Origin of the sequence: Vibrio sp. D404a, from assembly GCF_030248535.1 — a bacterium.
Lineage (GTDB): Bacteria > Pseudomonadota > Gammaproteobacteria > Enterobacterales > Vibrionaceae > Vibrio.
In genome coordinates, this window is the sequence record NZ_JAHGAJ010000025.1 from 164218 (window position 1) to 186421 (window position 22204).

A 22204-nucleotide genomic window follows, 5' to 3' on the forward strand; every position below is an offset into this window, starting at 1 on the left:
TTGATAATTAAATGATCTCGGTAAAGGTGTACCAAGAAAGAAGTGTGCCACAGTCGGGATATAGAGATTTGTCAGCTGCTAGGAAAGGTTTATGAAACTAACGGACATGTCGTTCAAGCAAAAAATATTTGCTCTGCTTATTCTACCCATACTCGGGTTTCTGTGGCTCAGTGCAACGGCCATATCGCAAAGCGTGAATACATCGCAAGAGATGCAGACCCTCAATCAACTGACTCGCCTTTCGGTGGTGTACAGTGAACTGGTGCACGAGCTTCAGAAAGAGCGAGGCATGACAGCTGGTTTCTTGGGGGCTAAAGGCACTAAGTTTGGTAAAGAGCTTAGCGACCAACGTAACCTGACTAACCAAAAGCGTTCTGCTCGCAACGACTTTTGGCAATCACAAACTGTCGAGTTGCCAGAGATCACGCAACTCAATCAAACGATTTCTCAAGGGCTTAACCAAATTACAGACATTCGTCGTCAGGTTGACGCTCAAACTATCCCTTTAGGTCAGGCGCTTGCTTATTACACCCAGCTTAATGCGAAGCTATTGAGTGTCTCTTCTTTGATTGCAGAACTTAGCAGTGATTCGGTCATCACTCGTGAGACCATCGCGTACTACAACTTCCTTCAAGGCAAAGAGAGAGCGGGTATCGAACGCGCTGTATTGAGCAATACCTTCTCTAAAGATGAGTTTGGTGAGGGCATGTTGGTGAAGTTCATCTCACTGGTGACCCAACAAGATACCTATTTCTCTAACTTTAGAGAGCTGAGCACACCGGCTAACATTGCTTTCTTCGAACAGCAACTCAATGATGAAGCGGTTGATGAAGTAAAACGTTTGAGAGAGGTCGCTAAATCGACCATGAGCGGTTTCGATACTGATCCAGTGTATTGGTTTGCTCAATCAACAGGACGCATCGTCAAGCTGAAACAAACAGAGAACCACCTAGCGGATTCATTGATTGACCTTACCGAGAGCAAAGCTCAACAAGCGCAAACTCAGATGCTATTTAGTATTGCGTTGTTCGCGGTAGTGTCTTTGGTAGCGCTATTTGTCGGCATTAAAGTGGTTAGAGACTTAACAACGCGAGTCAGCAATTTAACGTCAGTGATGGCGAGTGTTCGCGATAGCAATGATCTAACGGTGCGTGCTAAATATGAAGGAAGCAGTGAACTTGGCCAAATCGCCGCGTCTTTGAATTCGACTTTAGAGAAGTTTAAAGATGTGATGGATCAGTTGTCGCATTCAAGTATGTCGCTGGCTTCTGCCGCAGAAGAGACGTCGCAAACCTGTGATTACAACTCTCATGCCTTGGTCGAACAACAAGATCAGATTGGCTTAATCGCAACGGCAACCGAAGAGCTTTCTGCGACAGTTAATGAGGTAGCGGATAAGACTCAGCAAACAGCGGCTTCAGCACAAACGGCTGACCAGCAAACTAAAGTTGGGTTGCAGACAGTTCAACACTCTTACCACTCAATTGAACATCTAGCTAATGAGATTAATGGTTTAGCGGACAAAATCGCACACCTTAATGAGAGCAGCAGTAACATCAACAGCGTTATTGATGTGATTAAATCGGTGGCTGAGCAAACTAACTTGTTAGCACTGAATGCAGCGATTGAGGCGGCGCGTGCTGGCGAACAAGGCCGTGGTTTTGCGGTCGTGGCGGATGAAGTAAGAACATTGGCGCAGCGTACTCAAGAGTCGACGGCAGAGATCGAAGGCTTTGTGACAGCCTTACAAACCGATGTTCAAAGTGCATTTGACGTCATTGATAACAGCCAAAAGATGTCGCAAAAAGCGGTAGAAGATTCGCGTGGTGTTGAGCAAAGCCTACAAAGTATTTCTGATTCAGTTGGTGAGATATTTAGCATGGCTGAGCAGATTGCAACGGCTACAGAAGAGCAAGCCGTTGTGACTCAAGACATTGCGCAGAATGTGGTTTCGGTGGAACAGAAGTCGACTGAATCAACCACAGGTGCAACGCAAATTGCTGTGACAGCTCGTGATCAAGCAGAGCTTGCTTCATCACTGAAAACGCTGTCTAACGTGTTTAAGCGATAGCTATTGCTAGAAATATAGAGCAGTAAGATAAACAAAAGGCCCGGGATTCGTTATGTCTCACGGGCCTTTTTCTATTCTGAATTGGATTAATCTACGCTCACAAATACGTACATGTCACCGCGACAATGGTTGATGCTGTATTCGATCGGCACGCCCTGTTTGTCGTAAGCGGTTTGCTCGATAAGCAGCACTGGCACGTTGTTGTCGATAGCCAGCTTTTCCAGAGATTCTTGAGTCGGCATTTGTGCAGACACGCGACTCTGAGTCTTAGTCGGCGAGATGTCTTGGCTGCGGAAGTAGTCGTAAAGCGAAAGCTGGATTTCATCCGGGTTCTTGATGAGGTGAGCTGGGACGTAAGACTCCTCAATCGAGACGGCTTGCTCGTCAATGTAACGCACGCGCTTAAGCAAAAAGACTTGCTCACTCTCTTTAATGGAAAGTTTGGTCGCAATCTCTGCAGAACACTCAACAATATCTTTTTTGATCCACAGAGTGTCTGGCTTTTTACCTTTGAGAACAGCCTGTTGAGAGAACCCCGTGGCTTCTTTACCTGAGTATTCAACGGTCTCACTGATCATTGTCCCCAGGCCACGTGAGCGAACAATGACGCCCTCTTTATCCAACACGTCAAGCGCCTTTCTCACCGTAATACGAGAGACTCCCAACTTGTCGCTGAACTCTCGTTCGGTTGGAATGAAGTCGCCGCCTTTTAGAAGCTTCTGCTCTGTCGCCAGTTTGACTGAGTCGGCGATCTTCAGATAAAGCGGTGATTTATCTTTTTGCTCGATTCGGTTTTGAATGAGAGTTAGCAAAGGTTGGTAAGTGCTCATAAAGGTCTGTTTTCGCTTTTATATTTAATCGAAGTATACCTGAATTGCGAACGGCGCAGAAAAAGAAATGTGCATTCTAGGGTGAAACAAAGATTCCACCCTATTGGGTTCGTCGCACTGATAGTGATTAAGCGAGCGTCTTGCTCGGCATGCTCTTCTCTGCCGTTGTAAGGCTGTCTGCCGTGATGGGTTTAACCTGAAAGGTCAGCAATACGGCCATTGAAACCAACACTGTACAAATTCCATAAGCTAAGGTATAGCTGCCATACCAATCAACGGAGATAGCCGCGAGCATTGGGCCGATAAAGCCGCCAATTCCCCAAGCGGTGTAAAGTACACCATAGTTTGCACCAAAGTTCTTTAAACCATAGAGATCGGCCATGATAGAGGGAAAGACAGCCAATAAAGTGCCATAGCCGATACCTGCCAATGCAGCACCAAACATAAGAGTTGGGCTAGACACAAACTGGCTGAAGACGATCATGTTGATGCTCTGCAATGCCAAAGCGATCACGAGTGTTTTGAGGCCACCAATTTTGTCACTCAGTAGTCCAGACACCAATCGGCCTGCTGAGTTAAAAATAGATAGGGTAACCACCAAATACGCACCCTGCATGATGTTGGCTTGCTGCGCAGCGATAGAAGTGATGTGAGCGATGATCATTAAACCGGCTGTTGCTCCAAACGCATAGGTCAGCCACAGTAAGTAGAACTGCTTGGTAGCGAGCATTTCACGCCAAGCGTAATCGTTTTGACTAGTCGCTTGGTTCTTTTGAACCGTTTTTCCTTGCGCTTGATAGTCGGCTGGTGGGTTGGTAATCGAGCAAGCCAACGGGAAGGCAATTGTAATCAAACCCATACCGAGATATCTAAGGCTGAGTTCCAAGCCATAAATGTCTATTAAATAACTGGTGAGTGGTGCCAAATAGATGGCTGCCAATCCGAAAGCGGTGGCGAGCAGGCCATTGACCATCCCTTTCTGAGACGAGTGGAACCATTTCATCGCCGTTGGGTTTAGGCAGGCGTATGCGAAACCGATGCCACCGCCAGTGATTACACCAAAGCTTAAGTTAAGATTAATGGGTGTTAATGAAAGACTGGCCAATACCATGCCAAGGCCAGCCAATAAGGTACCCGTCATCAATACACGCTTAGGGCCGATTTTATCCTGAATACGGCCAGCGATAAGAAGGGCAATCGAGAGAGTGATGATGGTGATAGTGTAGGGCATGGAGGCCTGAGTGTTGTTCCAGCCTTGTTCAACCAACGCGTTTTTAAACACGCTCCATGTGTAGAGCACGCCTATACAGAGGTTGATCCCGCAGCTGGCGAGTAAGATTTTTTTTGCTTTGTTGTTCATGATAATGGCCAAGAGGGTATAAAAAAGGCCCAGCGAAACTGAGCCTTATAAATGGAGACAGGGCTTAATATTGCTCTAGATATTGGGTGATTTGATTGACGTTAGGCGCGCAATCGCCACCGACATGGCTCACCACATAGGAAGCGACGGCATTACCAAGGAGAATGGCATCGGCCAGCTCCCAACCGGATGCTAGACCTGCAAGTACTCCGCCTGCGTGAGTATCTCCAGCACCAATCGTGTCAACGACGGTGGCTCTAAATGGCGCGACATTGCCATGGCCTTCAGCTGTCGCGAATAGTGCACCATCACTATCAATACGCAAAATCAGTGGGCAGGCGTAATCGCAGTGCCATTGCTCAACAAAGGCATTAATCTCCTGCATTCCCAAAATCTCTGCCTCTTGACGGTTCAAAGACACAATAGGTTTCAGCGCGAGCAATCTCTTAAACAGCGCTGGTGGCACATCGCCAAGGCGTGGCCCAAAGTCAATAAACAGGTCGATGGTGCTTGGTAGCGTTTCAAGCCATGAGATGAGCTGTTCGCCGCACGCAGAAGAGAGCTGGTATCCAGATAGATAAATAATGGCATCGTCTTCAAGCGACAGTTGATTGAGTGTTTCAGCACTCCAATTATTCTCGACACCACTTACCGACAAGAAGGTTCTTTCACCATCCGGTTCAACAAGGGCTAGGCACCAACCATTGTCTCCGGTGTAGTCTTTTAGGCTGCTGTGAATGCCTTTTTCGGCCATCGAGGTTGAAATGATATCCGCCCACTGACCTTGACCAATAGGTAAGGCATTGGTCGACTCGACACCTAGCTGTTTGAGCGCTATCGCAATGTTCAGTGCGCATCCGCCAACGTGAATGCCTTTTTCGGTGAGCTCCACATCGGTGCCACGCTCAGGAAGTGCAGGTGTTTCAGTGACGATATCGACTACTGCGGCACCAATTAAGCAAAGCTGGCGTTTGTTGTTTAGAGTCGGAATAAGCGAGATAAGCGCGTTATGAGGCATACCCTTTCTCCTTAATTTCTCTTAGTCGCAAGAAGGTTGCAGCGTAGCCCGTAAAGTCGAGCTGGTTTTCATCATCAAGCTGCTTTTTAAGGTCAACATCGATAGATTGAATGCCGTTCAGTGCACCACAGATTGCTGTTGCCATTGCGCCAATGGTATCGGTATCGCCACCAAGGTTGGCGCATAAAATAGCACAGCGGTTAGGATCGGTTTGCGCAAGCTCTACCATAGCCATTGCTGCAGGCACTGACTCAATGGTGCTCACGCCAGCGCCAACTAAGTTGTAGACCTTTTCCATGCGCTCTTCAATACCACTATTTTCAGAAGCGACCATAAGTGCAAGTTCGATACGAGCGCCCATTGAGGCACTGAACGTGGTGACATTTTTAGTTTGAGCAGCATTGGCAATGGCAGGCAGTTGGTCTTTGATTGATGCCCAGTTGCTACCTTCAATCGCTTTTGATACCGCCCAAGCAATGGCAACTGCGCCAGCAATCGCGACATCCGATTTGTGAGTAGGGCTTGAAGCCAGCGCTACTTGGTCAATGAAAGTATCTAAGCTGGTGGTTGGTACTAAGCAGCCCATTGGAGAGACACGCATCGCGGCGCCATTGGTTACGCCATTGTTTTCTAACTCGTCAATCGACGTGCCTTCTTTAATCGCTCGCATTGCGGCCTTTGAACTTGGACCAAAGATGTTTTTGTTGAATGCGTCAAATCCTTCTGCCCAGCTCAGAACATTACGGGCAATAATGTCTGGGTTTATCTCACCGTCACATTCAATGATCGCATCGGCAAGAGCTAACGCCATTGAGGTGTCATCGGTGAACTGGCACGCATCGAAATAGCAAGCGGCGTTGTTTTCAGCAGGGCCTGGTAAGAAGCGGTCAATCCAACCAAAGTGCGCTTTTACGCGGCTGCGTGGCCAAAGTTCTGATGGCATCCCCATAGAGTCGCCCAGTGCCTGACCGTAAAATGTGCCTAAAATTCTGTCTTGTTTTGAAATGTTCATCTTACTTCACCAAAAATAGGTTATCTAAAAACTGCTCAACCGTTAGCGATACAAAAGGCTAGGGAAGAGGCTGAGCAGATATAAAATTATGCTTGAGCTTTTTCTGCTTGCGTTTGCTCTGATGCGGTATTGCCCGGTTGGTTATCGATCTCGATCTCTTTGATCTCGCCGTTAGGTTCACGGAAGAAGTACATAAAGATGACCAAGATGACGGCGATCATGATGGCGCCGAAGCCCCACATACCTGCCCAATCAAACGTGAGTCCATTTTGTGGCTCGTCGTAAGCAAACATCTTCTCCATCAACACGCCACCTAAGCGGTAACCCAACAAGCTACCAATGCCTTGGCAACCTAAAGTGATAAGGCCTTGTGCCGCAGTACGCATGTGTGCCGGTGCTTTTTTGTCAACGTAGATGTAAGCCGTTACGAAGTAGAAGTCGTAGCTCACACCATGCAGTAGGATGCCCGCGAATAGCAGTGAGTATAGGTACCAAGTTTCTGCGCTACCGTATACGAAGAAGCCGTAACGAACTGCCGCAGTAAATAGACCAAGAAGTAGTACCTTCTTAATACCAAAGCGTTTAGTAAAGAATGGCAGTGCCAGCATGAAGAAGATTTCAGAGAACTGGCCTAAGGTCATCCAACCCGTTGCGTTGCTCATGCCGACTTCTGTGAGATAGCCGTTTGCGAAGATGTAGTAGAACGCTAGAGGCATGCTGAACATGAAAGAACAAACAAAGAAGGCTAAGAAGTTTTTGTCTTTCAAAAGCACGATAGCGTCTAAGCCAAGCATGACTTTAAGGCTGAGTTTGCCAGTGCTCTTTGGTGGTGTGTCAGGCAGTGTAAGTGCGAAGATACCCAGAGCAGCAGACGCTAGCGCCGTTAGAATCAGTGGAATGTTGCTTGATGAGATATCACCGTAACCTAGCCATCCCGGTAGGAAACCGATCGCAATACCAGATGCGATCCAACCAATGGTGCCCATCACTCGGATACGTGGGAAGTCACGCTCTACGTCTTCTACATTCGAGAAAGCGATACTGTTGGTTAGCGCTATCGTTGGCATGTAGGTCAGTGAGTACAGCAACAGAAGTGGGAAGAAGGTAGCGAATTCCGTTTGTTGTGCGGCCAAGTACATCAGCGCAGCACCCGCAATCAACATAACCGAAAGTACTTTTTGCGCAGCGAAAAAGCGGTCAGTGATTGATCCAACAAGGATCGGTGACAGGATCGCAGCGATAGCGGTACAAGCGTATGACCAAGCGATCTCAGTTGGGGTAAATCCGTTGGTATTGAGTATTTGCCATAAGGGAACGAACCATGCTCCCCAGATAAACCATTCAATGAACATCATTGAAGATAGTTTGAAGTTATTCGATTTCATTATTATGTCCTTTAGTACTGTAGGGTACGAGAAAGATGGTATTTCAAATGATAATACCAATACAATACCATTGAGGTTGTTTTGTGATCTGATTATCAAAGAGTCAGACGATCTTTTACCTCTTTTGATCTTAGGTTAAGCGCTCTTGAATGCTCAATTAATGACTAACTGGTTGGTTTTATGGGGAAACTTTGCGTAGCGCTGACAATTCATTTCTTTGTCCCCTTAGAGTCACCGCGTTTTGCGTCCATGATATTGATTGGTTCTGTTGGTCTCTTTTTACTTCCCACTTTGCTAGCCATCAGATACCCATATTGCGATTAACCATTGGACGCTGTTTTATGTTTAGGAGGTTGAATGAAACATTTCGTGGTCCCGACTGTTATGCTCTCTGTATTCGCGATGGGCACAGCGTTCGCGGTGAGTGATGAGGTGGAGCATTTTGTGAGTTTGGGTATGCTTGATGGATACACGGCTCTAAATGAATCGGAATTTACGCCAGCGGTTGGCTACCATGCTCTAATCGACAATAGACATCGCTGGGGTGTAGGTGCAACGCACAGTATGAATTCCAACTATACGACCACCACCGGGTCTTATGATTATGTCTATAATTTTGATTCGAAATGGGCAATATTTGGCGGCGTATCGACAGGGTATAGCTTCGCTAAGAGTGATGATGGCGTATTGGCTGGTGGTCAATTCGGTTCGACTTTCGAGCCTGTAGAAAATATGAAAATGGAACTGGGCTATCGTATTCACGATACCTTAGACAACTGGAAAGACAGGGACATGTCCAGAATCGAAGGTATCTACTTCGGTTTTAGTATGAAAGTGTAGCGACTGGCGGCGCTTTCCTTAGCCGCCAACATTGATGAGTCGGGTGTCAGAACGCTATTTTTTATGGGGGAGGCTATTACTTTATGTCTGGGCTATTGCTCTGTAAAAGTGACTGACACTGCTTGGCGATGAGTTTCGCCAATAGCTCCACACCCTTTCTCCAATCTTTGGTCTCTTCTAAATTTGCGACACTGAATCTCACGCAGTGTTTGTATCGGTCATGTGTACCAAACACGGTACCCGGCAAGACCCCTAATTTATGTTGGTTACAATCGAGATAGAGTTGATAGCTATCGAAGGTTTCCGGCAGTGTTAGCCACACAAGAAACGCCCCTTCACTTCGAGACAAGTGATAACGGCCTCTCAGCTCTGAATATTGGTTGAGCGATTCGGTCAGGGCGTTGTAAAACTGCTTTTGATTGGTTTGGTATAGGCGTTTCATTTTGGCGATGTGGCTACGGTATCGGCCCGTCGTGAGAAATTGCCCAACCGCCGATTGCATCAAATTCGAGCTGCCCATGTTGTCGCACAGTAAGAACTTTTCTATTTGCTGTTGGTACTGTCCAGACAGTAGCCATCCGACACGCAAACGTGAGTCGAGGGTCTTGGATAATGAGTTTACATAGATGACTCGACCTTGGTTATCAAGCTCTTTCAAGCTCGGTAAAGGAGCATCATAGGCAAGGCTACCAAACACATCATCCTCAATGATCGGCAGTGATCCGGTTGCCTCTAAGAGTGATTTTCTATTCGCCAAAGGCATGCGAGAACCAGTAGGGTTAGCAAAGTTTGGTGTCATCACTAACGCTTTAACGGGCCACTGATCCAAGGCCTCTTTTAAAGCTTCAATATCAATGCCCGATTGCACGCTACCCGGAATTTCAAGCACCTTTAATCCCAATGACTCAAGCAACAGCAGATTACCGAAATAGCAGGGAGACTCTACAACCACTATGTCTCCCGGTTGAGTGAGGGCTCTTAGGGCTAGGCTGATCGCTTGTTGGGCGCCATGAGTAACCGCGATTTCATTGGCGCTTGCAGGAACGCCGAGATCATGAGAGATTTTAAGGAGCTGTTTGACGAGTTGGTCGTTACCGGGTGGTAACTGATAGTAACCCGGTAATTGGGTTTGCAGACGGCTATGGCGACCTATCTCAGCATACAGACTGCGAACCGCCGCGTTGTTGATGCTGGGGTGTGCCGATCCTGTCAGGAGTTTGAGCTTTTCAGCAGGGCGAGACAGCACCGAGCGTGTCACAGAAAGCAGGTCAACGCTTTTGGGTTGGCTTCTGTTTTCTTTGGCTCCGGTCTCCGGCTGTTTTACACGATATCCCGACTTAGGGACTGAATAGATTAGCCCAGTCGCTTCTAACTCTTGATAGGCGCGTATCACGGTATTTTTGCTCATACTTAATTGAATACTGAGTTGTCGAATGGAGGGCAGGCGATCATCAACGTGCAAAATTCCGTGCTCGATCTGACTCTTGATATGTTGCTCTACCGCTAGGTATTTATTTACGCCCACTGCCTACCCCTCATCAATCGCTCATCTCGATCTAAATCTGTAACCATTCAAAACAATCTAACTGTATCTTTTAACTTAATCTGTACCCAATTAAGGTAACAGCATTGTTGAATAGTTGACCAGGGATTTGTCATGTTGATTAAATTTATTCCCTTTGTATTTGTGATTTTGTGGTCTTCGGGTTTTGTTGGAGCGAGGTTCGGTTTGCAATACGCGGAGTCTGCAACCTTACTATCGTTGCGCATGGTGGCCAATGTAGTCTTGTTTATACTGCTTATTGCGTTTTTAAAACGAAGAGTACCCAAAGGTGCTGCGTTTTTTCATAGCTGTGTGGTTGGCATTTTGATTCACGGCTTTTATCTCGGTGGGACGTACCTTGCGATTGATATGGGTATGCCTGCTGGGTTGAGTGCGTTATTGGTTGGATTACAACCGATTCTAACTGCTGTGATGATAGTGACCTTTACTGTGGAGCGATTTAACTGGTCTCAATGGCTTGGCTTAGTACTTGGGTTTAGCGGAATCAGCTTAGTCTTAATGGGTAATATAGAGTGGCAGTCTGATGCACATAAAACCGAAGCGGTGCTGCTGTGTTTTCTCGCTCTGATCGGTATTACGTTTGGAACCCTGTATCAGAAGCGTTTCTGTAAAGGCGTCGATATGGTGGGCAGTGCGATGGTTCAGTACTTCGCAGCGGCACTGTTGTTCCTTCCATACGCAATGAGCTTTGAGACGATGCAGGTCGATTGGACGTTAGAGTTCTCGTTAACCATGGTATGGCTGGTCGTCGTGTTGTCGTGTGTCGCGATCTTATTGCTGCTCTATATGGTGGAACATGGCGCAGCATCGAGCGTGGCGTCTGTCTTTTATCTTGTACCGCCAACGACTGCCATTCAGGCTTGGCTAATGTTTGGTGAGTCGTTTGATGTTTATGGTGCGTTGGGTTTTGCGCTGGCCGCGGTTGCTGTCTATTTAGTGATGAAGAAGCCTAAGTTGTCACAGGGTGTTAAGTGGAAGGCCCAAGTGAGATCCGAAGGGTGACACCATCGATTGATATTTCTTAATTCCAATAAAAAAGAGCCTATTTCGGGCTCTTTCATCTTTTAAGCGACCTTGCGATTACGCTTTGTTCATCAAGCACGCATAAGCGGTTGTGAATGGTGCTTCTTGGTACTGTTTTAGACCAGTCTCTTTGAACTTCATCATCAGTGGATTGTGTTTTAGGCTCTCTTTGATTGCCGCAGGTGTCACCACTTCAACATCAAGACCATCAATCAATTGGATCGCAGCTTCCAGTTTGAAGCCGTGGCCGCCGCCTGCGAATTTACCCTTGGTTTGACGCTGGCGAATCACTACTTTCTCGACTTGGTAGTCTTCCATTAGCTTAGCGAAAGAGAATTGGAAGTCCTTCATGTTTTGCGTGTCATTTGCGTCGCGGATTGCGACCTTAGAAACGCGGCAGTCAGGGATGTTGAATACGCCATCTGAAAGAGAAAGTAGACAAATGATCGCATCATTACCCTTGATTTCAACGCCACAAATTTTCATGTTTTTACCTATCGATTTAACAGCCGTACATTATGGTTCTATTTGCTCGCTATCGCCAGTCTATCGAGCAAAATCTATAAGATAAAATGGTTCTCAATTTTCTAGGTTGCTTAAATTTTCATCGAACAAATTTGCGGTAACGTTTGCTATGAGAGCGACCTCACAAATTCATAGCGTTGATTATTCCGCATACGATATATTATATGAATAACATTAAATATCGTACGGTTAAAGAGGACCAATGAGCATCAACAACCTTTCCATCCGCAGCAAGATAGCTATCCCATTATTGGTGATTGTGATTGTCTTCTCTACGGTGACTATCATGAACGTGATTAAGTCGAACCAACAGGCCGCGATCAATCACGAACTGAATAATGTCGTGCAACCTGTGCTAGAAAACCTAGAGGATGGCTATCGTGATATCTATCAAGTGATCGCGTCCGCTCAAGGCTTACTGCTTGCTGATGATCAGGCGGCAATCGAGTATCAGATTTTTGAATTCAAAGACAACGCATATAAAGCAGTACCTCGTTTTGAAAGCGTGCAGCAACTGTACGATGCAGGGGTACTTGATCGTTCGTCGCGTGGGGAGCTGACCAAGCTTGTTTCTGCAATGAGTCGTTGGGTGAAACTGCACGAACCGATGTTTGCTGATCCAGCCAATGCGCATGCTTACAACAATGAGTACACACCTGCACTAGATGCGGAATTCGATACAATTCGCAACCAACTTTGGTCTATTCGATCTCTAATTGAAGAAAAACAGAGCCAGTTACGTCAGCAGGCGGATGACTCTATTGAATCCAGCAAGATCGTGATTGAAGTGGGTATGGGGGTTGCGATCCTTGCGGCATGTTTCGCACTTTGGTTGTCGAATCGATTCATCGTTAAGCCTATCCAAGACGTTGAGAAAGCGATGAGCGAAATCGCATCAGGCGATGGTGACTTGTCACAACGTATGAAAGTACAAGGTAACGATGAGATTGCTCGCCTAAGTGAGGCGTTCAATGAGTTTGTTGGCAAGATCCATGTGACAGTCGAGCAAGTTATCTTTGCTTCGAATGCAGTGCGCTCGGAAATGGAGAATATCAAATCTCTGACGCAAAGCGTGGCAGAATTCTCAGCCAACCAGCAGCAAGAGAGTGAAGTCGTTGCTGCAGCGGTACATGAAATGCAAGCAACCAGTGCTGCGGTAAGTGGCAACGCGGTGGATGCGGCAACAGCAAGTAACACAGCGACACGCGAAGTTGAGTCAGCGAACAGCACATTGGCTCTAACGGTGGGTTCAATCGAACGCTTAGCAAGTGACATTGAAAACGCGAGCGGTGTGGTTCACAACCTAGATGCTGATGTGAAGAGCATCGCCTCTATTCTGGGTGTGATTAAAGGCATTGCTGAACAGACGAATCTGCTCGCACTAAACGCAGCGATTGAAGCGGCGCGTGCAGGTGAACAAGGTCGTGGATTTGCCGTAGTCGCTGATGAAGTCCGTGCCCTTGCGAGCAAAACTCAAGATAGCACAGGTGAAATCGAATCCATGATTGAGCGTTTAGAGCAGGGGGCGAAGCAAGCGGTCAATGTGATGAACGAGAGCAAAGATAGCGGCGAGAAAACCATTACTCAAGCAGAAACAGCGGCGACATCACTTGCAGAGATTCGCAGCTCAATCGGCATGATGAATGAGATGAATACGCAGATCGCAACGGCAGCATCTCAGCAGTCTCATGTGTCTGAAGAAGTGAACCAGAACGTTCAACGCATTGCAGAAAGCACCATGCAAATGGTTGAGATGGCAAGCAGCGCAGAAAATGCATGCATGGCGTTGGCTGAGCAGTGTGAATCACTCGATCGACTGGTGTCTCAGTTTGAAGTGTAGTGAGAGTTCTCTTACTTTAAGACCTGTTGAATAGACCCATTGGTTTTATTCATTGAAGAGATCGAAAAGCCCGCGCTTGATTCAAGTGCGGGCTTTCTATTGAAGGTTTGCATATGAGCTAGCTGGAGTGATCATTCAATCTGGCTCGCTTTATATATGAACGTGAATCAAGATGACTTAAATACGTTATTTCAATAGACTTAACGACAAGTATTAGTAAATGGGTAATCGTATGGCGAATTGGGAAGGGGTGAGTGAATTTGTTGCGGTAGCGGAGCGTGAGAGCTTCACTGGTGCGGCAGCTAAGCTATCAACCTCTGTTGCGCAGATAAGCCGCCGTGTCGCTAGTTTAGAAGAGAGACTGGCGGTTAAGTTGTTCAACCGAACCACTCGTAAAGTCTCACTGACTGAAGCTGGACAACTTTATTACCAACAATGTAAGCAGCTAGTGGAAGGGTTAGAGCTGGCAGAACTCGCGGTGACTCAGATGCAGTCAACACCAAAGGGTTTGCTCAAGGTGACCGCGCCAGTGACCTACGGAGAGCGCCAACTTGCCCCGTTGTTGCACCAGTTTTTGGCTCTCTATCCTCAGGTTGAACTCGAACTTATGCTCACCAACCAGAAGCTCGATCTGATTGATTCTGGTGTTGATGTTGCAATTCGTTTGGGCCGACTGGAGGATTCTAGTTTAGTGGCGAAGCGTTTGTCACAGCGCCAGCTTTATGTCTGTGCGAGCCCTGAATATATTGAACGTTACGGTGAGCCGCATACCTTGTCTGAACTCAGTAACCATCAATGTTTAGTTGGCGGCTTTGAGCATTGGCGATTCAAAGAAAATGGTCAGCCACGCTCTGTACGTGTGAATGGGCGTATCAAATGTAACAGTGGTTTAGCGCTGTTAGATGCCGCAAAGCAGAGCATTGGTTTAGTGCAGCTACCTGAATACTATGTCAGCGATGATCTAGAATCGGGAGAGTTAATGGAAGTGCTGTCAGATTTCCGAGATGACAAAGAGGGGATCTGGGCGCTCTATCCTCAAAACCGTAACCTCTCTTCTAAAGTTCGTCTGCTGGTGGACTTTCTCGCTGAGAATTTAGATTAATGAAAGCTAGCCAAGTGACGGAACAAGACTCTAGACTCATTCGAGATGTGTTTCGTGGTCTTGAAGAGCACTATGGTTGGTTTGATTGGTGGCCGACCAGCGATCCTTATCAGATCATGATGGGAGCGATTCTGGTACAAAACACCAATTGGAAGAATGCCGAAAAAGCGCTAGATAACTTAGGTAAAACCATCACGCCACAACAGGTTGCCAGCATGGATATCGACGAATTGGCACAAGCGATTCGCTCCAGTGGTTACTACAATCAAAAAGCTCTAAAACTGAAGGCTATGACGCAGTGGTTTGCTCAATATGACTATGAGATAGACGCAGTACGCTCTGAAGAGCTAGAAAAACTTAGGCGTGAGCTGCTTGCGGTGCGAGGGATTGGTGGTGAAACGGCCGATGCGATATTGGTTTATGCGATAGGCAAGCCATCGTTTGTAATTGATGCCTACGCAAGAAGGATCTTCGAGCGAGTAGGGCTAGACGTCCCTAAGTCCTATGAGACGTTTCATGATCTTATGCATAGAGTGCTAGAGCCGGACACACGGCGTTATGGCTATTATCACGGGGTATTGGTCGAGCATGGACAACAGTTTTGTCATCCACGTCCTAAATGTGAATCTTGCCCTTTGTTGAGTCGATGCCAAGAGGGACTATCTAAAACTCATGTCTAACAGTGGAACAATTGCTTCGCGTTGATTTTAGGTCTTAGGGTTATGGTTCAATTTCACCAATTGAGTATAAGACCAGCTCTTCGGGGTTATTCCCTTCGCCTAATGACTGAATATCTTCCCCTTCTTCTTTCAACTGCTGTATATACTTCATCGCTTTGCCTTGCTCGACGCCGATGATGGTCATCATCTCAGATGCAGAAACCCCATACTTGGTGGCAATCAAAAGCTCTTTTACCTTTTTCTTATCAGAATTGAACATAGATGATTCCTTACATGGTAAAACGCCCCTACTAAAGAGTAAGGGCGTTATTTAATGGATCTTGCTTAATAGTACGACTAAACAGTGAATCTATCGACTAAGTGGTACAACTCATTCGCGCGATCGTTCAAGTTCTGGCTGCCAGCACGGTTTTCATTGGCTAGCGTTGCTGATTGAGAGCTTGAGTCAGAGATAACCACCACGCGCTGAGAGATCTCTTGGCCAACAATGTTCTGCTCTTCGGTCGCAGTTGCGATCAGAGAGTTCATGTCCATGATGGTATCAATCGACTCTTGAATTCTAGCTAGTGCTTCCGCCGCAGCATTGGCTTCTTCTACCGTTTGCGCGCTGCGATTTTGGCTAGAATCCATCGCTTTCACTGCAGCATCCGAGGCCGCTTTCAATTGTTCGATCATGGTGTGGATTTCACCGGTACTCTCCTGAGTACGGCTTGCAAGCTTACGTACTTCATCAGCAACCACAGCAAAGCCTCGACCTTGTTCACCCGCTCGTGCAGCCTCAATCGCCGCGTTCAGCGCCAGTAGGTTGGTTTGTTCTGCAATATCTTGAATAACCACCAGTGAAGATGAGATGTTCTGTACGTCACCTTCAAGTTGAGACACGACTGTGTTTGCTTCTGATACCTCAGAGGCCAAGCCTGCTACCGATTCCGCTGCCGCATTCACAATCTCTTGTGCTTCACGAGCATTGGTTTCCGCTTGTTTTGCTGAGTTGGCTGCTTGGCTTGCGTTGCTTGATATCTCTTGTGCCGTGGTTGTCATTTCTGTCATGGCAGTTGCGACTTGTTCTGTCTCTTCACGTTGACCGTTTGCCAGTTCATCAACTTGAGCCGCGCGAGCGGACATACTATTGGTTTCATTAACAACTTGCTGACCAACATCGCTAACGCTGCGGATAATAGTTTGAAGGCTAGCAACAAAAGCGTTGAAGTTATCGCTGAGTCTCGCAAATTCAGGGGCCTTGAATGGTTCCATACGAGCTGTAAGGTCTGCTTCACCACTTGCAAACGAACTGATCGAGCTATCTAGCTGCTCGATAGGCTTCATGATGGTTCGGTTAATACCTACAGCGAAGACTGCAACGATCGCAGCGATCAGGCCACAGAACAAACTGATCGCTGTGATCGTGCCCTGAAGTGCTTGGTTAGAACTCGCTTCCATTTCTGCAATCACAGCATCAATGTCATCGGTGTAAAAACCTGTGCCAAGCATTAAGTCCCACTGAGGGATAAAGACGGAGTAGCTCAGCTTCGGTAGTGCTTCGGTCTCGCCCAACTTAGGGAAGTAATAAGTGGTAAATTGCCCGCTCTTGGAGTTTCTGATCAGGTCTTGAATTAGGTAATTACCTTTTTTGTCCTGCAGATTGAAGTAGTTTTTCCCAATACCATCAGTACTTTGTCCAACCACAACTCGCACACCTTTCGAGTCGTAACCAAAGATGTAACCTGACTCTCCGTACTCAAGCTGACGTAGAGTCGGTAGGGCTTCTTCTAGAGTCGCCCCTCGTTGTAAGAAGGGTGCGATCGATGATTCCGCCATTTGCAGATAAGACTTCAGCTCTTTCTGCTTCATTTCCATCATATTAGTGCGAGTAGAGTTGACCTGCTCAGCGGTGAGTTCGGTTGTCTTTAGATAGCTTACATAGAGCATCCCTAGCGTCATAAAGAGGAGAGGGATAAAAGACAAAATATAGAGGCGGTTTTTGATGGTTAGACTCATAAAGACTTCCTACTGCAGAGATATTGTTTTTTACTTGGTTCTAAGACCCTTTGGTGACTTTACTTTGCGAGTTATCGCTCAAAATAAATACACATCGGTTTACAGTATTTGTCTGTTCAAAAAATGTAAATGCGCCATTGGTCTAAACGTTAGGTTTACATAGTTTTGTTCTATAAATTTGACAGCGGTTAACTTTTTGCTGAATGTGTGAGCAACATATCGCAAGAAATTGTGGGAGGTGAGGGAAAAAATGAAGGCTGCTGGTGGAGCTTTTATGAGTGGATAAGCATATTTACATGCGTATACTTATAGCAATAGAGTTGATATGGATTCGGTGAAGGAGAAATTGAGGGAATTATATTGAATAAGGTAATTAAATGACCTTTTTCACTGTAGTTAAAATGATAGATAAAAATAATAAGAGCCAATAACTATTATCGACTCTTAATTTATCCAACTGACGTTGTCGTCTAATTATAGTAAGCCAGTTTTAGTTTCAGTGCTTTGTTCACTATAAGTGTAATCTGAAACTTTACCTTTCTTATCTAAGGTGATGTAAAGAACCTGAGTTTCTGAATCAACACCTGAGAATAGGAACCCTACAAACGGGATGAAAGATGCTGGGTTGCTAGATGCACTTGAATATGTGTAAGTCAACTGCTTAGAGCCATCTGAAGAGAAACCTGTAGATGTTGGTTCACCTAGCATCGTGATTAGCTGCTGTTCAGTCGTTTGACCTTTCTCAACCTTGCTGATGGTCTCGTTGTCCATCTTAGTACCTTGTGAAGCACACGCTGTTAGCATAACAGTTAGTAAAAGTGCAGAAGCTTTTTTAATCATAAATACCTCTCTGTGAATGTTTCGGGTACTGTCTTAAAAAACGAAAATTGCTTCAAGATACGAGAAATACCGAATAATCCACAAAATAATTCAATACAATATTTTTATTATTACTTTAGCTTTTCATTTTATTTTTGAGTTTTCATGCTTATGACTTGAATGGTCAATCTTTAATCATCTTTGGTTTAATAATTGCTCTTTATTAATTTATCTATTATTTATTGTATAAGATCTAAAAATGCTTGTTTTTAATCAAATAGATAGAGGGAATGATTTGGCTTATGTAATTAAATTTAATCAGTAAACTGTTTGTTGTTTATTTGACCATTTACCATCAATGCGACAAGGCTAAGAATGGCTTTTGATAGAGGTTGCGCTTTGCTAGAATGCGGCGCTCTGTGACAATCCAGTCACGCCGTTATTGATTTAAGTGAGTAGATTCATGAAGAAAAGCCAGGTGACGATTGGTTTAACGAATCCTAAAAGCCCAACCAATGTTGGCGCTGTGATGCGAGCTGCAGGCTGTTATCAAGTGGATGAAGTTAAATACACTGGTCAACGTTATGAAAAAGCAGCCAAATTTCATACTGATACCAAGAGTGCAACTCGCAATATTCCACTGATCGGGGTTGATTCATTTCTCGATGACCTTGACCCAGAGACAAAGATTGTGTGTGTTGAACTAGCAGAAGGCGCGACGCCACTACCAAGGTTCCAACACCCAGAAAACGCTATCTACATCTTTGGTCCAGAAGACGGTTCGATTTCTCAAGACGTTGCAGATCGCGCTGATCATGTTGTGTATGTACCGACGGTTGGTTGTATGAACTTAGCGGCAACGGTGAATGTACTTCTTTACGATAGATTGGCTAAGTCTGATGATATGGACGAAAGCAACGAACTTATTAAAAAGAGCCGAGATAACCGCAATCACCTTCTAGTGAAAGAAAAATAGCAACAACTCGAGCTGTTGTTGATTCATGTGTTATCTAAGTGATTTCTTAGCGGGTATGATGTGGTCAAACTCTTCTCCGATGAAAGGCTAGATAACACATGGAAGATGATCAACTTCTTACGGCTTTAAAAAAACAACCTGTCCTTGACCTCTATTCGCTCTATCAATCCCTCGAGCACAGAGGGACCTTATACTCATTGCTTGAAAAGCTTGCATCACTCAAAGACCAACACGCACTCGATACTCAGTTAAGCCCTTTGAAACCGCATATTGAAAAGGTTTTGGCGCAGTTTGACGACCAAACACCTGATGCTGTGATCTTGGAAGCCGTGATCAGACAATCTGAAATTCAACAGCGAGGACACAGCATGAGCCGCTATGTACTGACGTCGGATAACCACCGTCATTTTGCACCCCAAGCGGATTTGGTGGTATTTGGAGACTCGATTACTGAGTGGGCACCTTGGGCTGATATCTTCCGAGACATATCTATGGTGAATCGAGGTTTAGCCGGAGATACAACCGCTGGCATGCTAAGACGAATAGACACGACCTTGAACGTGAATCCCAAGCTGATCTGCTTTATGGCGGGTATCAACGACCTTGCTCAAGGCTACTCTGTCGATCAAGTTTTCACAAACTATGTCGAGATCGTAGACACATGGCTCAAGCAAGGGATTAAGGTCGTTGTTCAATCAACGCTTTTTGTTGGAGAAAGCCTTCAAGGTTTGAATACTCAAGTTGAAGAACTGAACAGTCTGCTGAAAAGCTATTGTCATGAGAATGGGGTTCAGTTCTTAGATGTGAATGAAGTTTTGGCGCTCAATGGTGTGCTATTGGATGATTTCAGCTGCGATGACCTGCACCTGAATGCCAAAGCTTATCAACAATGGTCGAGCCTACTCTTACCCGTTGTGCATCAATCATTATCCAGCGATTAAACAGAAACCTTATTTGTTAGCACATAAAAAATCGGCTAACTCATGATGGCGGGGAACCATATTTGAGTTAGCCGATTCGTTTAATCAGCGTTGCTAGCCAGTGATTAGCCAGCTAAATAGGCGCTAATACGTGTCGTCGATGCTGTTGTTGAGACTAGGGACACTTTGAAGCCATAACTTGCAGTGGCTTACCTGCATCGTCAAACTTCAAGCTCCAAACATACTTCCCGCCGTCACGGATGGTAACAGCGGTATCTTTACCATAACCGCCTTTGGTTAGCGCAGCCTCTTGACCGAGTTTGATGCTTAGCCCATCAGCCGTGTATTGCGGAGACCAAGACTTAGACGCATATTGCATGCGGTAGCTGCCCGGTTTCTCGTTAGTCACAACTTGATAGGTGTTGTCACCACGGTAGGTAAAGGCTCTGCCTTCTTTGTGTTTCCAGCCAGAGTCAGCGAAGTTGCCTACGACGTATAGCTTACTGTTTACTGGGCCCGCTTCAGATACGACAGGGTTATCACACTGAGCCATAAAGCCTTGGCCAGAGACTGGCGCGCTCGCCATCGCCGCAGCGACAGGTCCTGCAGCACTTGGTTTATCTACGCTCAAGAATCGACCTTCAAATGGTGCTAGCTCAATTTGGTAGCTGTCACCGAATGCGGCGATTTTGTCTTGAGTGAGCAGGTCGCTCAGTCCAGCGTCAGAGCCAGATTGTTTCTTAGTGAGCTCTAGCGTGTAAGCTTTGTCAGTGACGTTAATGGCGTAGATGATCGCTTCGTTGTCGCCGCCTTTGTGGTCGACGTAAACGGATTCGTTAGCAAGTAGGTGAGTTCGCTTACCTTGAGACAGTGCCGGGTGGTCTTGGCGAAGTGTCATCAGAGTTGTCACATACTGCTTGAGATCTTGCTCGCGAGCATTGAGCTCAGCGGTTACCCCTTCCACTTTACCGCTGGTACGCGCCACGTGGTCGTCACACAGCCCAGGAATGGCACAGTCGTCCCACACTTTGTCAGCAAATCCATCTAACTGGTCACCAATCTCATCACCATAGTAAGTGGTGATTGGGCCTGTGTAAGCGGCTTGGAATGAGAACGCCGCTTTGTAACGTTGCCAATATTCATCGTCTTCCGGTGAAGCAATATCACCACGTTGCAGCAAGTCTCCAAAACGCACCAGGTCGTGGTTACCAATCATAAGGTTTGGTTTTGCGTGGTCTGGGTAGAGTGAGTGCAATGACATGCCTTCCGCTAGCCACTCACCACCTTTACCGCCAACACCGGCTTCGTTTACAGCAAGGGTTTCCGTTAAGCGGTAACGCACAGGGAAGTCAAACGCAGAGCAGAGTGCCGGAGAGCTATTAGTACCATAGCCTGTTTCGATAATGCGGTTTTCTCCCGCCCAAATCTCAGCAACCATGTAGCCAAGCGGATTAACGGTTTCACCCTCTGAGTTTACGTATTCAACTTCTGCAGAAGCGACATCAACACTCTCACGAATTTCTGCCCATGCGTCTTTTGGTACTTGATACGCTTGGTCAAGACGCCAGCCATCAATCTTAAGTTCTTTGATCCAGTAAGTCGCGACCTCTTTGTAGAACTCTAAACTCTCTGGGTAAGCGACAGGGTTGTTCTCGCCTTGTGGTAGTTTACCAGTAGGTGAAGGCGCAACATTACCTTTGTGGTGACCGAATACGCCATCAAAGAATACGTATAAGCCGCGAGCGTGCGCCTCTTCTACTAGCTGTTTAGCTTGCTCTAACGTACCGAATCGTGGGTCGATACTGAAATAGTCAGTGGCGAAGTAGCCCGTTGCATCGAGTCTATCTGCCCAGTGGTCTTGTCCTGCAACAGGCTCAGAATTGAAGATAGGTGTTAGCCAAATACCATTCATTCCCAGCGATTGAATGTAATCGAGTGAGTCGATGATGCCCTGAATATCGCCTTTATGGTGGCTAGTGCCGTAACCGGTACCGTGACCGATAGAGTCATCGCCATTCACAAAGCTTTCGACCATTACTTGGTAGATACGCAGGTCGTTGATTTCTGCGCTGTGTGTGGTTTGACATTGGTAGGCATTGAGGTCGACCTGCTCAGAGGTCTCGGTTGTAGACTGGCATCCAGCTAAGAGTGCGAAAGAAACCGCTAAAGCCGTCGTAGTTAGGGTGCGTTTCACGTTCAAGTCCTTATTATTGTGTTTTGCTTCATTATTGACCAAGTGAA

At 46.2% G+C, this 22204-nt stretch carries 19 protein-coding genes; 8 read left to right on the top strand and 11 right to left on the bottom strand.

Annotation, left to right across the window (positions count from 1 at the left end):
* The first annotated feature begins 91 nt into the window (after nucleotides 1-91).
* Nucleotides 92-2071 (top strand): methyl-accepting chemotaxis protein, encoded by a 1980-nt coding sequence (locus KI655_RS16285; protein WP_285407150.1) that lies wholly within the window; start codon nucleotides 92-94, stop codon nucleotides 2069-2071.
* A gap of 86 nt (nucleotides 2072-2157) precedes the next feature.
* Here KI655_RS16285 and KI655_RS16290 read toward each other — a convergent pair whose 3' ends face one another.
* The 5 genes from KI655_RS16290 to KI655_RS16310 all read right to left on the bottom strand — a co-directional run bounded on the left by KI655_RS16290 (nucleotide 2158) and on the right by KI655_RS16310 (nucleotide 7676).
* Nucleotides 2158-2901 carry a GntR family transcriptional regulator gene (locus KI655_RS16290; RefSeq protein ID WP_285407152.1) on the bottom strand — a complete coding sequence of 248 codons (744 nt, stop codon included), beginning with the start codon at nucleotides 2899-2901 and terminating at the stop codon, nucleotides 2158-2160.
* Between the two features lie 127 nt (nucleotides 2902-3028).
* Nucleotides 3029-4261: an OFA family MFS transporter gene (locus KI655_RS16295; RefSeq protein ID WP_285407153.1), complete on the bottom strand. Its 1233-nt coding sequence runs from the start codon at nucleotides 4259-4261 to the stop codon at nucleotides 3029-3031.
* 64 nt (nucleotides 4262-4325) lie between these two features.
* Entirely contained in the window at nucleotides 4326-5279 is a 954-nt protein-coding gene (locus KI655_RS16300) for a PfkB family carbohydrate kinase (RefSeq protein WP_285407155.1), read from the bottom strand.
* A complete protein-coding gene (locus KI655_RS16305; protein ID WP_285407157.1) occupies nucleotides 5269-6291 on the bottom strand; it encodes an ADP-ribosylglycohydrolase family protein in 1023 nt (340 codons plus the stop codon). The genes KI655_RS16300 and KI655_RS16305 overlap by 11 nt, the downstream gene beginning before the upstream one ends.
* Nucleotides 6292-6377: 86 nt before the next feature.
* Nucleotides 6378-7676, bottom strand: a complete 1299-nt coding sequence (locus KI655_RS16310; RefSeq protein WP_285407158.1) for a nucleoside permease — start codon at nucleotides 7674-7676, stop codon at nucleotides 6378-6380.
* Between the two features lie 357 nt (nucleotides 7677-8033).
* On the opposite strand from KI655_RS16310, the gene KI655_RS16315 reads away from it, so the two are divergent.
* The gene (locus tag KI655_RS16315; RefSeq protein WP_285407160.1) at nucleotides 8034-8516 is read left to right on the top strand and encodes a hypothetical protein; all 483 of its coding nucleotides are present in this window, start codon (nucleotides 8034-8036) and stop codon (nucleotides 8514-8516) included.
* A 76-nt stretch (nucleotides 8517-8592) separates the two neighbouring features.
* Here the strand turns inward: KI655_RS16315 and KI655_RS16320 are convergent, their stop codons facing one another.
* Nucleotides 8593-10041, bottom strand: a complete 1449-nt coding sequence (locus tag KI655_RS16320; RefSeq protein ID WP_285407162.1) for a PLP-dependent aminotransferase family protein — start codon at nucleotides 10039-10041, stop codon at nucleotides 8593-8595.
* 132 nt (nucleotides 10042-10173) lie between these two features.
* Between KI655_RS16320 and KI655_RS16325 the strand changes: the two genes are divergently transcribed.
* Entirely contained in the window at nucleotides 10174-11082 is a 909-nt protein-coding gene (locus KI655_RS16325) for a DMT family transporter (RefSeq protein WP_285407163.1), read from the top strand.
* A 78-nt stretch (nucleotides 11083-11160) separates the two neighbouring features.
* Here KI655_RS16325 and KI655_RS16330 read toward each other — a convergent pair whose 3' ends face one another.
* On the bottom strand, nucleotides 11161-11589 hold the full coding sequence (locus KI655_RS16330) for a DUF3010 family protein (RefSeq protein ID WP_285407165.1): 429 nt from the start codon (nucleotides 11587-11589) through the stop codon (nucleotides 11161-11163).
* A 241-nt stretch (nucleotides 11590-11830) separates the two neighbouring features.
* Here KI655_RS16330 and KI655_RS16335 point away from each other — a divergent pair, with 241 nt between their 5' ends.
* From KI655_RS16335 to KI655_RS16345, 3 genes are all read left to right on the top strand, one after another.
* Nucleotides 11831-13468 (top strand): methyl-accepting chemotaxis protein, encoded by a 1638-nt coding sequence (locus KI655_RS16335; protein ID WP_285407166.1) that lies wholly within the window; start codon nucleotides 11831-11833, stop codon nucleotides 13466-13468.
* A 232-nt stretch (nucleotides 13469-13700) separates the two neighbouring features.
* Complete coding sequence (locus KI655_RS16340; protein WP_285407167.1) at nucleotides 13701-14570, top strand: LysR substrate-binding domain-containing protein; 870 nt, start codon at nucleotides 13701-13703, stop codon at nucleotides 14568-14570.
* Nucleotides 14570-15250: an endonuclease III domain-containing protein gene (locus KI655_RS16345; protein ID WP_285407168.1), complete on the top strand. Its 681-nt coding sequence runs from the start codon at nucleotides 14570-14572 to the stop codon at nucleotides 15248-15250. Before KI655_RS16340 ends, KI655_RS16345 begins: the two co-directional genes overlap by 1 nt.
* A 40-nt stretch (nucleotides 15251-15290) precedes the next feature.
* Here KI655_RS16345 and KI655_RS16350 read toward each other — a convergent pair whose 3' ends face one another.
* The 3 genes from KI655_RS16350 to bamE form a co-directional block, all read right to left on the bottom strand.
* Nucleotides 15291-15509 carry a hypothetical protein gene (locus KI655_RS16350; RefSeq protein ID WP_285407169.1) on the bottom strand — a complete coding sequence of 73 codons (219 nt, stop codon included), beginning with the start codon at nucleotides 15507-15509 and terminating at the stop codon, nucleotides 15291-15293.
* 77 nt (nucleotides 15510-15586) lie between these two features.
* Nucleotides 15587-17248 carry a methyl-accepting chemotaxis protein gene (locus KI655_RS16355; protein WP_285407170.1) on the bottom strand — a complete coding sequence of 554 codons (1662 nt, stop codon included), beginning with the start codon at nucleotides 17246-17248 and terminating at the stop codon, nucleotides 15587-15589.
* A 474-nt stretch (nucleotides 17249-17722) separates the two neighbouring features.
* Nucleotides 17723-18088, bottom strand: a complete 366-nt coding sequence (gene bamE, locus KI655_RS16360) for an outer membrane protein assembly factor BamE (protein WP_285407171.1) — start codon at nucleotides 18086-18088, stop codon at nucleotides 17723-17725.
* A 442-nt stretch (nucleotides 18089-18530) separates the two neighbouring features.
* On the opposite strand from bamE, the gene KI655_RS16365 reads away from it, so the two are divergent.
* Nucleotides 18531-19043, top strand: a complete 513-nt coding sequence (locus tag KI655_RS16365) for an RNA methyltransferase (RefSeq protein ID WP_285407172.1) — start codon at nucleotides 18531-18533, stop codon at nucleotides 19041-19043.
* A 98-nt stretch (nucleotides 19044-19141) separates the two neighbouring features.
* A complete protein-coding gene (locus KI655_RS16370) occupies nucleotides 19142-19984 on the top strand; it encodes an SGNH/GDSL hydrolase family protein (RefSeq protein WP_285407173.1) in 843 nt (280 codons plus the stop codon).
* A 154-nt stretch (nucleotides 19985-20138) separates the two neighbouring features.
* Here KI655_RS16370 and KI655_RS16375 read toward each other — a convergent pair whose 3' ends face one another.
* On the bottom strand, nucleotides 20139-22199 hold the full coding sequence (locus KI655_RS16375; RefSeq protein WP_285407237.1) for an alpha-amylase family glycosyl hydrolase: 2061 nt from the start codon (nucleotides 22197-22199) through the stop codon (nucleotides 20139-20141).
* Nucleotides 22200-22204: the final 5 nt, after the last annotated feature.